This is a genomic window from Alteromonas sp. M12 (assembly GCF_037478005.1).
Taxonomy (GTDB): domain Bacteria; phylum Pseudomonadota; class Gammaproteobacteria; order Enterobacterales; family Alteromonadaceae; genus Aliiglaciecola; species Aliiglaciecola lipolytica_A.
In genome coordinates this window covers 4,071,846-4,086,138 of sequence record NZ_CP144164.1, presented here as the reverse complement: position 1 = coordinate 4,086,138, position 14,293 = coordinate 4,071,846, and the positions used below count along the sequence as shown (strand labels likewise).

The window sequence follows — 14,293 nt, the reverse complement described above, 5'->3', positions numbered from 1 at the left end:
TTCTTTTATGCGAACGCTTCACTGTCGGTTATGACATTCTTTGCCTCTTGGATTAACGACGGAAGTCGCAATTTCACAATACTAAATTCATCTAGTTTTATGGCCGTTTCTAATTCATCACACAAATCCAACAGCATCGGGACACCGGTATATAAACATGCACCATGTAGTTTGTGAACAAGCTGCTTTAGGGTTTGTTTATCGGTTATCTTCCAAGCATCTTCTATTTGAGTAATTAAGTCAGGTAACTCTGCAACAAATGCACTTAGCATATCTTTTGCGGCAGCCTCGTCTTGGTTTGCAATTTTTAGTGCCATAGACCAATCGACGGAAGAACATTCAGTTGCTGAACTAGAGGTATTACACCAGCGTTTTATCAATACAATCAAATCTTCTAAATCAAGGGGCTTAGGCAGGTAATCGTCCATACCTGAGGCCAGTAATCTGTCTTGTTCTTCTTTGAGTGCATGTGCGGTAACCGCTATGATCGGAGTGCCTAAATTCAACTGGCTTTTACGAATTAAGCGAGAGGCCTGCAATCCATCCATAATTGGCATTTGCACATCCATTAAAATAATATCGAAATCTTCCTGATTACATAAATTAACGGCCTCTTCACCACTGTAGGCAAGGCTTAATTCTAGGTGTGAGGGGTTTAACCAAGTGCTTAATAAACGCAAATTCATTTCCATATCATCAACCGCAAGTATTTTGACTTTTGGTAATTCAAGTAAGTTTTGCTGTATCTGATTATGGTGTGACTCGATCGGCGTTTGCGTCAAACTGGCCAGTTTATTCAGGGTTAAAGGGAGACGAAGTTGTGTGGGTTTGGTTACCTGATGAGACTCATCGAAAGAAATACCGTCGCCCGAATAGAGAATTATAAGATTGGAAATTCTAACATTCGTCAATTGAGTCAAAATGTCTACATGCGTGGTTAAGTAGCTTTCTGGAAGGCAGACGAACAGACTGTCATAATCTTGTTTTGTAGTGACAAACTCTTTGATACTGTGGGCTAGCGTGACTTTTGCTCCGGTATTTTCTAACATCTTAGACGCTGAGTTTGTAGTGAGCGCATCGGTATCTAAAAGCAATACTTTTTTCTCCGCCCAGCCAATGTTGCGAGCAAACTGCTCTGATTCGTCCAATATTTTGGTACTAATAGTGACGCGAAAACAACTGCCTTTTCCGGGATCACTGGTTAGCGTGATTTTGCCGCCCATCAAATGCACTAACTGTTGACAGATCACCAATCCTAAACCTGTGCCTTGATACGTTCGGCTGGTGGAGTCTTCAATTTGCGAAAATGCGTTAAATAGCTTTTTGCGATCGTCTTGGCTAATACCTATGCCGGTGTCTTCGACATTAAAATTTAGCTCATACATGTTGTTAGGTAATAACTTACCGGTCACTAGAAGGCTAATATGACCACTGGGAGTAAACTTTAATGCATTGCCTAACAAGTTGGTTAAAATCTGTTTGATTCGTTGTGCATCTCCCTCGAGTTGCTCAGGCAAGGGGGTTAACTCATAAATGAATTCCAACTTCTTATTATGTGCAGATCTGGCCATTACGCTAACCATCTCTTCTAAGACATCATTTGGACAGAAGGGTTGATTATGTAATTGCAATTTACCCGCTTCTATTTTCGATACATCTAATACGTCGTTGACAATATTCAACAAGGTATCGGCAGCAGAATTAATAATCCGCACATGCTCTTGTTTATCAACGGGTAACGGTGTGTGAATCAGTTCTTTGCTGAACCCTAGAATCGCATTCAATGGGGTGCGAATTTCATGGCTCATATTAGCGAGAAACTGAGATTTTATGGTGCTGGCGTTAATCGCATCTTTTCTGGCGATATCTAGACGGGCATTTTGTTCTTCTATGAACTCCATGTTATTGCGTAAATCATTAGTAGCTTGTTGAATCTCGCGTTCCAATTGATTATGACTTTTATCCATCATCGCAATTGAAAATAACCCAGCTTGGATAAACAAACCAACATGCAGACAGTAAGTGGTGAACATATTGGTAGGCAAAAAGCCGGTTAAGCTGGTCATACTGACCAGTGCGCTTACAATGAGTACTAACCAAGCTGCTATGAAGTATCGCGCTGGATTAAATTTATTCGAATAACTTTCTATCCCCGCGACTAAAAAACTGGCGATAGCAAAAAACGTTACCAGATATACAATGGCATTTTGCCAAGCAGCAGGGAACAAACTAATTAAGGAGCAGAACCCCATGGTGACCAGCACGCCAATATTGGTTTTGATAAAAGGAGCTGTTTTGAATGCCGTTCGTTTGGCCTCTAAAAACATGTAAGTGAAGATGCCTGATGCTATCCCGACCAGCACGAATATTAAATCCATATGGCTGGTTAGCCACAATGTTGCTTCATAAGGAAACAATAAAATTGAGTGCCCACCCCAAACAAACTGCCAAGTAATCACAGCCAGAATATAACCAACAAAGGCTAATAAGCTTAGCTCTCTATTGATTAAATATAAGATTAAGTTGTATAAGGCTAAAATTAATAAACCGCCATAAAATAGGCCCCAAATCAAGTTATCCCAAAACACCATTCGCATATATTTTTCGTATGGTTGAATGTCCAATGGGGCAATAACTTGCATGCTTTTGGATTCGATTCGGACATAGAGATCGACTGGAGTCGCTAGTGGCAGATTGACTTTAAAAGCAGGAAAGCGACTAAATTGGGCGCTGGATAATTTCCCCTGTTTATTTGAAGCAATGAGTTCGTCACCTGCAAATAAATAGAAATCCGCTCGGTCCATGTGCGCAAAACCAATATCAATCACCCACTCTTGTATGTCACTAACACGATTTAAGCTGGTGCGTAACCATAGACCGCCAGTATGAATGCCGTAATTAGGATTAGATGAAGAGTGCCATATAAATTCGTTTCTGCGCTGACGTACGTCATCTATGCTTAGTTGGATATCTGTTTCTGCTAGTACTTTAACTTTATCTGATAGATGGGTGGTTTCTTCATTGTTTATTAACTGCAAAGTTGACTGCGCAAAGGCTGGTAGTCCAATGGTAATTAGAAATAGTCCCAAAACTAAGCTTTTTAGCAGATGCATGATGAGTCATTTCTTCCAAGTGATTGAAAAGCGTAAATATCATTAAACCCTTTGGCATCAGGTTTTTCAATTCTAAAATGTTCAGTTTGGCAACTAACTGACGAATTGGCGTAATAGTTTAGTAACCAGATTAAACAATTTCACTCCAGTGGATGCAGAATGCCTAGTTTATCTTCTATTTCATCGCAACACTCAGAAAATATGGACTAAAGACGGACAAAAACGCGTATAGTTAAAATGATTAATTGCATTACACCATTTAAGGATTTTCAGATGAAAAATATAAACCGCGGATTGACATTATTTTGTGCAGTTTTGTATTCAACGTGGGGATACTCTTTGCCGTTGGAAAAACTTACTCTGCCTGATGGTTTCAAAATTGAAGTGTATGCAGAAGACGTGAGTAATGCTCGCCAAATGGCATTAGGCAAAACTGGCATCGTTTATGTTGGGAGTCGCGCAGAAGGTAAAGTGCATGCTGTAGTGGATACCGATAAAGATGGTACTGCAGATAAAGTTGTCGTGGTTGCAGAAAATTTAACTATGCCTAGCGGTATTGCCTATAAAGATGGCGATTTGTACGTTGCGGCTGTTAGCGAGGTACTCAAGTTCGAAAATATCGATGAAGTCTATGCTAATTCACCAAAAGGGGAAGTGGTAATTAGTAGCTTGCCTACAGAAACCCATCACGGTTGGAAGTATATTGATTTTGGCCCTGATGGTTGGTTGTATGTGCCTGTCGGAGCGCCATGCAATATATGTCAAACGGAAGGGGACGGTAAGTTCGACGACCCTAGATTCGCTAGTATTCTCAAGTTTGATTTAGCCAGCGGTGAAATGAAATGGGTTGCTAAGGGCGTCAGAAACACAGTGGGCTTCGATTGGCAACCTGACAGCAAGGAATTGTGGTTTAGTGACAATGGGCGAGATTGGATGGGCGATGATCTTCCACCATGTGAAATCAACCGAGTAAGCGCAGATGATCAGCACTTTGGTTATCCTTACATTCATGCTGGTGATATCAATGACCCAGAGTTTGGAGCCGGCAAAAACCCAGACGATTACACAAAGCCAGAACTTAAACTCGGCGCTCATGTAGCTCCTTTGGGTGTGCATTTTTATCAAGGTGGGCAATTTCCAGCGGAATACAATAAGTCACTATTTGTCGCTGAACACGGTTCTTGGAATAGAACTGAAAAGTCCGGTTATAAAGTAATGAGAGCCAACTTTAATGGTAATGAAATTGGTACCTATGAGACCTTTATTGAAGGGTTTTTAAACCCAGATGATACGGTTTGGGGTCGTCCTGTTGCTTTCTTGGTTTTGCCAGATGGTAGCATGTTAATATCGGATGATTTCGCTAACGCGATTTATAAGGTAACCTATCAGAAGTAAACAGTTTGGCGAATCTTGTGAAAACGATAACAGCTAAAGTGTTATTCATTGACAACGTTGCCCGAAAAGGGCGCTAAAAAAACAATAATAATAACGACGAAGAATAGCCAGTTTATTCTTGTCGCATTGAAAATGGCCTGCACAAATATACTATGAGTGAAGATACAATTATCAACAAAGATGGTTCAGAGCAGCTCGCACTGAGTCGTTTTACCGAAGATGCATATTTAAATTATTCGATGTACGTGATCATGGATCGTGCTTTGCCTCACATTGGTGATGGTCTCAAGCCGGTGCAACGACGAATTGTTTACGCGATGTCTGAATTGGGGTTGAGTGCCTCAGCTAAATATAAAAAATCAGCCAGAACCGTAGGTGACGTGTTAGGTAAGTTTCATCCCCATGGTGATTCCGCATGTTACGAAGCCATGGTGTTAATGGCTCAGCCTTTTTCTTATCGTTATCCCTTGGTTGATGGGCAAGGAAATTGGGGGGCACCAGATGACCCCAAATCTTTTGCTGCGATGCGTTATACCGAATCGCGTTTATCTAAATTCAGTGAAGTATTGCTCAGTGAGCTTGGTCAAGGCACAGTTGATTGGCAACCGAATTTTGATGGCACTATGGATGAGCCTAAGGTATTGCCCGCTCGTCTTCCTCATATTTTACTGAATGGCGTTACCGGTATCGCTGTGGGCATGGCCACTGACATCCCACCGCATAATGTGCGAGAAGTGGCCAATGCCTGTGCGCTGTTACTTGATAATAGTAAAGCCGAACTGCAAGATATAATGGAACATATTCAAGGTCCTGATTATCCAACCGAAGCGGAAATCATTACGCCTAGAGAAGATATTTCTAAGCTTTATGAAACAGGACGAGGCTCAATAAAAATGCGCGCTGTTTACCATGATGAAAGTGGTGATATCGTAATTACAGCATTGCCTCATCAAGCATCTGGCGGAAAAATTCTCGAACAAATAGCGCATCAAATGCAAGCGAAAAAGTTGCCAATGGTGAGTGATTTAAGGGATGAGTCAGATCACGAAAATCCTACTCGATTGGTGATTACACCCCGTTCTAATCGCGTAGATGTTGAACAGTTAATGCAACACTTGTTTGCCACTACGGATCTTGAAAAGAACTATCGAGTCAATATCAATATGATTGGCTTGGATGGACGCCCAAAAGTTAAAGACCTACGTACCATTTTAAGTGAATGGCTGGTTTTCCGAAAAGACACTGTGGTCAGACGATTACAGTATCGTTTGGATAAAGTGCTCGCTAGGCTACATATTTTAGAAGGTTTGCTGATAGCATTTTTGAATATTGATGAAGTAATTCGCATTATTCGTTATGAAGAAGAGCCAAAACAGCAGCTTATCAAAACCTTCAATCTATCTGACAAACAAGCTGAAGCAATTTTAGAACTTAAGTTGCGCCATTTGGCCAAACTTGAAGAGTTTAAAATTAAATCTGAGCAAGAAGAGCTTGCAAAAGAACGAGATGAACTACAATTATTGTTAGGTTCAGATCGACGTCTAAAAACGTTAATCAAGAAAGAAATTCTATCGGATGCAGAAAAGTATGGTGACGATAGACGTTCCCCACTGGTTTTGCGCGAAGAAGCTAAAGCCTTATCCGACAAAGAATTAGTTCCTTCTGAAGCCGTAACCGTAGTGTTATCCGACAAAGGATGGGCACGTTGTGCAAAAGGCCATGATGTGGACGTCGAAGGATTAAGTTATAAAGCCGGAGACGTATATCTTGCCAGTGCCAAAGGTCGAAGTAATCAACAGGCCGTTTTCCTCGATAGTTCCGGGCGAACCTTTGCTTGTGATGCACATACATTACCTTCTGCGCGAAGTCAGGGAGAGCCGTTAACTGGGCGCTTCAGTGTCGTCGGTGGTGAGACGTTTCAGCATGTAATTATGGCCTCAGATGATCAACGATATCTAATTTCGTCCGATGCCGGTTATGGTTTTGTAGGTAAGTTCGCCGACATGGTTAGCAAGAACAAAGCAGGTAAAGCCTATATCTCGTTACCGGTTGGAGCAAAAGTGATTAAGCCGCAAACGGTTTCTAATATTGAAACTGATTGGTGTATGGCGATATCGAATGAAGGTCGAATGTTAATGTTTCCATTGCGTGATTTACCAAGTCTTGGTAAAGGTAAGGGCAATAAAATAATCAATATTCCGTCCGCAAAAGCAAAAACCAGAGAGGAATATGTCACTGTTCTGACAGTAGTGCCAGACGGTGCTAGTGTGAAAATTATCGCAGGTAAACGTGGTATGACGCTTAGCGCCGCTGACCTCGTTCACTATCAAGGCGAAAGAGGTCGAAGGGGCAACAAACTCCCTCGCGGTTTACAGAGGGTCGATAGCGTTGAGGTAGAATTTGAAGGAACTTCAGCTGACCTTGCATCAGACGAGCAAGACACAGAAGGTAACTCATAGCGTGAAAGGAGAAAGCAGTGCAAGCACCACAAATGAATCCACCACCAAAATGGTTTTGGATTGTTGTAGGGGTTTTGTTAGCTTGGAATCTGTTAGGTGTGATGGCCTTTATTCAACAGGTAACATTAAGCCCTGAGCAAATAAATTTAATGCCGCCAGCAGAGCAAAGGTTGCATTTGGAACAGCCATTTTGGGTATTGTTAGCGTTTGCCTTTGCGGTGTTTGGTGGAACGTTAGGCTGCGTAACCTTATTACTTAAAAAGTCGTTTGCGCGAGTTATTTTCTGGATGTCATTTGTAGGTGTATTGGCACAAATGGGACACTCGTTTTTTATCTCGAATGCATTAGACGTTTACGGGCCTGGCGCTGCAGTTATGCCAATTATGATACTAATAGTTTCAGTCTTTTTAATTTGGTTTTCGGGTAAAGCCATTGTCAAAGGCTGGATCGTTTAATCAAGCTTTGACTGTGGTTAACTATTTGGCTTAGGTACAGATTTTTGGCCGCAAATTGCATATTCTCATACCAGATCCTACTATCAATTTAGACGATATTCAGTCGCTAGAGGTTTATACCATCGGGCAATGAAAAGAATATTTAATCAACTAGGAAGTCTCAATTGAAACAGGAATTAGTCTCGTCTCTTAAACAACACTTTGGTTTTGATGATTTTAGGAACGGACAATTTCCGGTAATCGAGACCATTTTAAATAACCACTCTTGCTTGGCCATATTCCCCACCGGATCAGGTAAGTCCTTGTGCTATCAGTTTAGTGCATTACAACTACCGAATTTAACTTTGGTGGTGTCTCCTTTACTTGCCCTAATGCAAGACCAGCTAGACTTTTTATTGGCGCGAAATATTGCAGCCGCCAAAGTCGACTCAACCTTAAGTTATGCGCAAAACCAACAAGTGATGCAAGATGCTCGCAGTGGTACTTTGAAAATATTAATGGTGTCGGTAGAGCGTTTCAAAAACGAACGATTTAGACAATTTATTGAGTCGGTGGATGTGTCATTACTTGTTGTAGATGAAGCGCATTGTATTTCCGAATGGGGACACAATTTTCGACCGGATTATTTAAAGTTGCCGGATTACCAAAAAGCCTTGAATATTCCTCAGGTTTTACTGCTTACCGCCACGGCCACAGCAAATGTTAAACATGACATGGCAAACAAGTTTGCTATTCAGGCGCAACATATTGTGCAAACTGGATTCTATCGTGCAAATCTGAACCTCAAGGTTCTGTACGCTCCTGAAGAGCAAAAAACAGTCATGTTAATGGAGCAACTAGCTAAGCTCAGCGGAGCCGGTATCGTCTATGTTACTTTGCAAAAAGAGGCTGAAGAGTTAGCTTTAGTTTTACGTCAGCAAGGACACAATGCAGTGCCATATCATGCTGGCTTAAAAGACCAGCAACGACAATCTACTCAGCAGCAATTTATGGCTGATCAAATTGATATAGTGGTCGCAACTATTGCATTCGGTATGGGAGTCGACAAATCTAATATACGATTTGTAATTCATTATGAGTTACCCAAATCGATAGAAGCATATAGTCAAGAAATTGGGCGAGCTGGTAGGGACGGCCTAACATCAGAATGTATTACGTTAGCTAATTTGAATAACCTGACTCGCCTTGAAAACTTCGTTTATGCAGATACTCCTGAACTCAACAGTATTGCTAAGGTTATTCAAAATATAAAAGATCTCTGTGCGCTTTCTTCCGCTGGCGATATTAGGTGGGAAACCCAATTAATTCCTTTATCCAACGACACCAATGTTCGCCAACTACCATTAAAGACCTTGTTAGTGCAATTGGAGTTGAGGAAAGTGATTACTCCTCTGTTTGGCTATTTTTCGGAGATCCGTTTTCGGTTTATTGAAGATATTTCGAAAATACTTGCCCGCTTTGATGGCGAACGACGTCAATTTTTAGAGGCTGTATTTGCTGCCAGTCCGATGAAAAAAGTATGGGCAACGCTAGATCAAGCGGAACTGAAAAGCGCCTATCCGCATCCCCGTAACCGTTTGGTTAGCGCGTTGGATTATTTACATGGGCAAGAACTCATTGAATTACAAAGTCAGCGACATACCGATGTTTTCAAAGTCGATGAGACTAAGCTAGCGGACCCTGATTTAACCGAGTCATTATTTGTCTATTTTAAACAAAGAGAATCGGCGGAAATTCAACGGATTGATGATTTGGTGGGGTTTTTCCAAAATAAGCAGTGTTTAAGTCAGACATTAGCCCGTTATTTTGACGACAATAGTTTAACCCAAGCATGTGGACATTGTAGTGTGTGTTTATCGGGTGGAATTAACTTACCCGAAATTATTGATTCTGCTGCGCCTGATCAAGGGCGACTCGAAAAGATATTCGCAGAACTATCCGCTAGTTATACGGCGAAATTTGATGAACCCGTCTCAAGGGTTTTATTTACACGATTTTTGGCGGGCCTTAGCAATCCATATTTGACAAAAATAAAGGCCAGAAACCTAAACGGTTTTGGCCTTTGTCAATCTATGCGTTATCAACAGTTGTTTGCTTTGGTTGAAAAGGTTTGTTAACGCTTACTTACCACCTATCCTAATAAAGATTTGGTTTAAGATTTTTTGGCGTTAGTACTTTCGAAGATCTTATCAGCCGAAGCTGCCACAAAACCTTGATAAAGTTCACCGTTAGGCAATTCGTATCGTTGGGCAAATTCATAAAAACAGCTTGGAATGACCTTGCTGGTGTCTGAAAAATTCACCTCAATATGATCAGCCATTGTGGAAGACTGCGTTAGGTAAACCTCTGGGCCACCTTTGATTTCGCCACCTGATGTATTGAGTATAAAACCCGCTTGTTTTAATAGGTCATTTACATCGGTCAATAAGTCTAAATCTTGAAGATGATTGACTGAAACGGTGAAATGGTTGGCGCGATATCCCCACGCAGCCATCCAAGCTGCATATTCAGAAACCTCCAAAAGGGTTTCATATTCGTCACTGGATATTTGCCAATGGGGACCTGAATACAAAAAGTTTTCTTGGCTAGTCGCTTCTTCTGCTACTTGGCTCACCATCTTATGAATGATGTCTTGTATGGGCTTTTCGAACTCGTTCACCAATAATTCGCTAATAAATACTTTGGGTTTGGTGCTTTGTGGATGTTCAAAATGTTTTGCTTTGAGTTTCTTTTGCACAAAGTCATATTGGCCTTTTTCCACATAACCTAAGGCCAAAAAATGCGCCGCAAGTTTATCTAAATTGACAGAGTCTATATCAAAGGTGCGAAACGCGACATGGTCGTTTACTAGCTCAGATTGTCCATTGTATTGCCCTAGCAATTTATGAACTTTTTGTGCAGAAGGGGTAATGTTTATGTAATCCTGCCAAAGATTTGCAAACAAAGTGTCAATATCAGTGTGCATAGCTGCAGCCTATCTCGATTTGGTAAAAGGGCCTGCAACGCATAATGATTACAGGCGGTTAAATAACTTATATGCTTAAGCCAGGGCTTAAGGTTCCAGGCAGAGTTACCTGCTCCAATTCCACAGAAGCCACAGGGAAGGCACAATAGTCAGCGGCATAATATGCGCTAGCACGGTGATTACCGCTTTCCCCAATTCCGCCAAATGGCGCGGCACTGCTTGCACCGGTAATCGGTCTATTCCAATTTACAATACCTGCACGTATGCGTTTGAAAAAGTGCTGATAGTCCGCTTCACTGTCGCCGATGAAACCTGCACTTAATCCGAATTTGGTGTTATTTGCTGACGCAATTGCTTGGTCAAAATCGTCATATCGAATTACTTTCAAAAGAGGTCCGAAATGTTCTTCATCAGGCATCTCATCAAACATAGAAGTAACATCGAGAATCCCCGGTGTGACGAAGCCTGTTGCTGTATCCATATGCTTTAGTTTGACTAATTCAGTTGCACCTAAATCAACTAATTGTTGCTGTGCTTTAACCATTCCAGCGGCCGCATTAGCAGAAATCATTGCGCCCATAAATGGCTGTATTTCGGCATCATAATGGTCAACTTTGATGTTTTTGGTAACCTCAATTAGCTTGGCTAGAATTGCGTCGCCCTGTTCACCGTTTTGAATAAACAACCGACGGGCGCAGGTACAACGTTGTCCAGACGTGACAAATGCCGATTGAACAATGTCGTGGACTACAGCGTTAATGTCTTTTGCATCTTTTACGATAAGGGGGTTATTACCACCCATCTCCAAGGCTAATATTTTACCCGGGTGACCTGCAAATTGTTCATGTAAAATTTTGCCAGTACGCGAACTTCCTGTGAAAAACAGGCCATCAATATCAGCATGGCTTGCTAATGCTTTACCGGTTTCTACTTCGCCTTGTACTAAATTCAAAACCCCTGCAGGTAAACCCGCTTGCTGCCAGAGTTTCACCATTTTCTGAGCCACCAAAGGGGTCAGATCACTAGGTTTGAATACTATGCTATTACCGGCAATGAGCGCAGGAACTATATGTCCATTAGGAAGGTGGCCTGGGAAATTATACGGACCAAAAACTGCTACTACACCATGGGGTTTGTGGCGAATAAACGCCTTGCCCACAGGCATTGGATTTTCAACTGTACCCGTGCGATCTTGATACGCTCGTTCTGATATCGCAATTTTGCCAACCATCGCACCTACCTCAGTTGCCGTTTCCCATAACGGTTTTCCCGTTTCTTGAGCAATGGTTAATGCTAAGTCTTGTTTGTTTTCAGTAAGTAGCTCTGCATACCGTTTAACAATTTCCAGACGGCCCTCAAGGGGTAAATCACTCCAGCTTAAAAACGCGTTTCGGGCAGCTTTTACTGCCGCATCTATTTGTTGCGGCGAAGCAGATTTTGCTTGCCAAATAATGGTGTTTTTAGCGGGATCAATTGATTCAATATCGTGACCTTCACCTAGGTGCCACTCACCTGCAATATAGTGGGCTTGTGTCGTCATACATAATTCCTATGGCTGGGTTATTAAATTATTTTGGTTGGCGCATATCGTATATGGTCATTTTCAACGACCATTAACGCTGCAGCGCTTTCGGGAGAGATATACGCAAAGTTGTTGTCGTTATCTACATAGACTTCCGTGGTAATTGCTCTAAAGTCTTTTACCTTAGTATTAATTACGTAGCATAAAGCGCCGTCAGCGGCTTTTTGCTGGTCAATTTTAATCGGCAGCTTACGACTAGCTTGGGCGGTTCTAATGTGTTGGATATTGGCTTCTACTGTTGGGCCACCATCAAAAATGTCCACATAGCCACGGCTAATAAACCCTTCTTGTTGCAAAAGCTGTAAAGCAGGACGAGTTTTTTCATGAACTTGACCGATAACCGCTTGCGCCGCTTTGCTCAACAAACTGACATAAATTGGGTATTTGGGCATTAATTCGGCAATGAAGACTTTGTCTCCAATGCCGGTTAAATAATCCGCAGTGGGGAAGTCCATTGAAAAGAAATGTTCTTCCAGCCATTGCCAAAATGGAGAGGTGCCGTTTTCGTCACTTACTCCACGCATTTCAGCAATTACTGTTTCTGAAAACCGAGTTTGATGCTCTAACATAAATAAAAATCGAAATTTTGACAGCAATCGACCATTACTGCCTTTACGAGCATTTTCTTTGAGAAACAAAGTGCATATTTCAGACACACCTGTGTAGTCGTTACAAAGCGTTAAAATATCCACAGTGTTGTGGATTTTAAGCTCACGAGAAGCATGCACTACTTTGCCACAATGATAGTGGTAAAAAGAGTCTTCTAGGCCGACTGTCGCAGCAATGCCACTGGTACCGACTACTTCATTTGTATCGGTATCTTCCATGACGAATAAATAGCTTTGATTAGCGGGTTTATCGACTTTCTCTCGAAAAGCAATTTCAGATTGTTCTATTTTGCGTCGTAACAAAGCCTCGTTTACAGGCAGTGATGTAAAACCAATACCTGACTCAACAGCAATATCATACAAGGCATCATAATCATTTAACGCAATAGGACGGATCACTTTCATAATAGCGTGCTCACTTTACTGGTTGCGTTTTAGCTTAGCTATTTACAACATGCTCAATGGCACGTTCAAAACGCGCTAAACCTTCGGCGATATCTTCATCAGGGATGACTAATGAAGGTGCAAATCGCACAACATTTGCGCCAGCAACTAGGCACATCATATTGTTAGCAGCAGAAGCCACTAAAAAGTCTCTTGCTTTACCGTGATATTGTTCATTCAGGGCACAACCAATTAATAAACCTTGGCCGCGAATTTCACTGAATACATTGAACTTTTGATTAATTTTTTCTAAACCATCGCGGAATAGTTTTTCTTTACGCTTAACGTCTTGCAGAACCGCTGGCGTGTTAACAATGTCTAAAACTTTTTCTGCAACTGCGCAAGCTAATGGGTTACCACCGTAAGTACTTCCGTGTGTGCCGACTTTCAAGCTAGCCGCTATTTCAGAGGTGGTTAGCATTGCACCGATTGGGAAACCGCCGCCTAATGATTTTGCCGTTGTGAGGATGTCAGGGACGACGTTTAAGCCCATATATGCGTATAAATGTCCTGTACGGCCAACGCCCGATTGCACTTCATCAAAAATAAGTAATGCGTTGTGTTCAGAACATAAAGCCCGCACGCCTTCTACAAATTCTTGGCTAGAACTGATTACTCCACCTTCACCTTGCAAAGGTTCCATAATCACGGCGCAGGTTTTATCCGAGATAATGTCTTTAAGTGCATCAAGGTTGTTGAAATCCACATGCTCAACAGCACCTGGTTTAGGACCAAAACCATCAGAATAAGCTGATTGACCGCCAACAGTTACGGTGAAAAATGTACGTCCGTGAAAACCCTGATTAAAAGCGATGATTTGATTTTTGTCTTCACCAAAATGCTCTAGTGCGTAGCGTCTAGCTAGTTTCAGTGCAGCCTCGTTTGCTTCTGCACCTGAATTTGCAAAGTAAACTTTATCAGCGAAGGTAGCGTGAGTTAATTTTTTACCTAAGCGAAGAGCCGGCTCATTGGTGAATACGTTACTGACATGCCACAATTTTTCGCCTTGTTCTTTCAAGGTGGCGACTAAATCAGGATGGCAATGGCCTAATACGTTCACAGCGATACCACCGGCAAAGTCTATGTATTCTTTTCCTTCCTGATCCCAAACTCGAGATCCTTGACCTTTTACAGGAACAATTGCCGCTGGGTTGTAATTGGGAACCATAACTTCGTCAAACGTTGCGCGTGTTACTTGCATTCTTTACCTCACTTAAAATTCTGGACGTCTATTTTCACTTGTGATTAATACTGGGTTGGTCACCAAAAAAT

General features: G+C 41.8%; 9 protein-coding genes. 4 read left to right on the top strand and 5 right to left on the bottom strand.

Annotation, left to right across the window (positions count from 1 at the left end):
* Window positions 1-5: 5 nt before the first annotated feature.
* Entirely contained in the window at window positions 6-3,113 is a 3,108-nt protein-coding gene (locus VUI23_RS17430) for a 7TM diverse intracellular signaling domain-containing protein (RefSeq protein WP_342805177.1), read from the bottom strand.
* A gap of 273 nt (window positions 3,114-3,386) precedes the next feature.
* Here VUI23_RS17430 and VUI23_RS17425 point away from each other — a divergent pair, with 273 nt between their 5' ends.
* From VUI23_RS17425 to VUI23_RS17410, 4 genes are all read left to right on the top strand, one after another.
* Window positions 3,387-4,508: a PQQ-dependent sugar dehydrogenase gene (locus VUI23_RS17425; RefSeq protein WP_342805175.1), complete on the top strand. Its 1,122-nt coding sequence runs from the start codon at window positions 3,387-3,389 to the stop codon at window positions 4,506-4,508.
* A 152-nt stretch (window positions 4,509-4,660) separates the two neighbouring features.
* Window positions 4,661-6,967 carry a DNA topoisomerase IV subunit A gene (parC, locus tag VUI23_RS17420; RefSeq protein ID WP_216048835.1) on the top strand — a complete coding sequence of 769 codons (2,307 nt, stop codon included), beginning with the start codon at window positions 4,661-4,663 and terminating at the stop codon, window positions 6,965-6,967.
* A gap of 17 nt (window positions 6,968-6,984) precedes the next feature.
* Window positions 6,985-7,422 (top strand): hypothetical protein, encoded by a 438-nt coding sequence (locus VUI23_RS17415; protein WP_342805173.1) that lies wholly within the window; start codon window positions 6,985-6,987, stop codon window positions 7,420-7,422.
* Window positions 7,423-7,586: 164 nt separating this feature from the next.
* A complete protein-coding gene (locus tag VUI23_RS17410; protein WP_342805171.1) occupies window positions 7,587-9,539 on the top strand; it encodes a RecQ family ATP-dependent DNA helicase in 1,953 nt (650 codons plus the stop codon).
* A gap of 35 nt (window positions 9,540-9,574) precedes the next feature.
* On the opposite strand, the gene VUI23_RS17405 is transcribed toward VUI23_RS17410, so the two are convergent.
* The 4 genes from VUI23_RS17405 to VUI23_RS17390 all read right to left on the bottom strand — a co-directional run bounded on the left by VUI23_RS17405 (window position 9,575) and on the right by VUI23_RS17390 (window position 14,222).
* Window positions 9,575-10,387 carry a DUF1338 domain-containing protein gene (locus VUI23_RS17405; protein WP_342805169.1) on the bottom strand — a complete coding sequence of 271 codons (813 nt, stop codon included), beginning with the start codon at window positions 10,385-10,387 and terminating at the stop codon, window positions 9,575-9,577.
* A gap of 67 nt (window positions 10,388-10,454) precedes the next feature.
* On the bottom strand, window positions 10,455-11,927 hold the full coding sequence (astD, locus tag VUI23_RS17400) for a succinylglutamate-semialdehyde dehydrogenase (RefSeq protein ID WP_216048831.1): 1,473 nt from the start codon (window positions 11,925-11,927) through the stop codon (window positions 10,455-10,457).
* Window positions 11,928-11,950: 23 nt separating this feature from the next.
* A complete protein-coding gene (astA, locus tag VUI23_RS17395) occupies window positions 11,951-12,982 on the bottom strand; it encodes an arginine N-succinyltransferase (RefSeq protein WP_216048830.1) in 1,032 nt (343 codons plus the stop codon).
* A gap of 34 nt (window positions 12,983-13,016) precedes the next feature.
* A complete protein-coding gene (locus VUI23_RS17390; protein WP_216048829.1) occupies window positions 13,017-14,222 on the bottom strand; it encodes an aspartate aminotransferase family protein in 1,206 nt (401 codons plus the stop codon).
* Between the last annotated feature and the right edge of the window lie 71 nt (window positions 14,223-14,293).

Coding starts and splice junctions, on each gene's coding strand:
- VUI23_RS17430 (WP_342805177.1), bottom strand. CDS start 3,113: ATGCATCTGCTAAAAAGCTTAGTTTTGGGACTATTTCTAATTACCATT.
- VUI23_RS17425 (WP_342805175.1), top strand. CDS start 3,387: ATGAAAAATATAAACCGCGGATTGACATTATTTTGTGCAGTTTTGTAT.
- parC (WP_216048835.1), top strand. CDS start 4,661: ATGAGTGAAGATACAATTATCAACAAAGATGGTTCAGAGCAGCTCGCA.
- VUI23_RS17405 (WP_342805169.1), bottom strand. CDS start 10,387: ATGCACACTGATATTGACACTTTGTTTGCAAATCTTTGGCAGGATTAC.
- astD (WP_216048831.1), bottom strand. CDS start 11,927: ATGACGACACAAGCCCACTATATTGCAGGTGAGTGGCACCTAGGTGAA.
- astA (WP_216048830.1), bottom strand. CDS start 12,982: ATGAAAGTGATCCGTCCTATTGCGTTAAATGATTATGATGCCTTGTAT.
- VUI23_RS17390 (WP_216048829.1), bottom strand. CDS start 14,222: ATGCAAGTAACACGCGCAACGTTTGACGAAGTTATGGTTCCCAATTAC.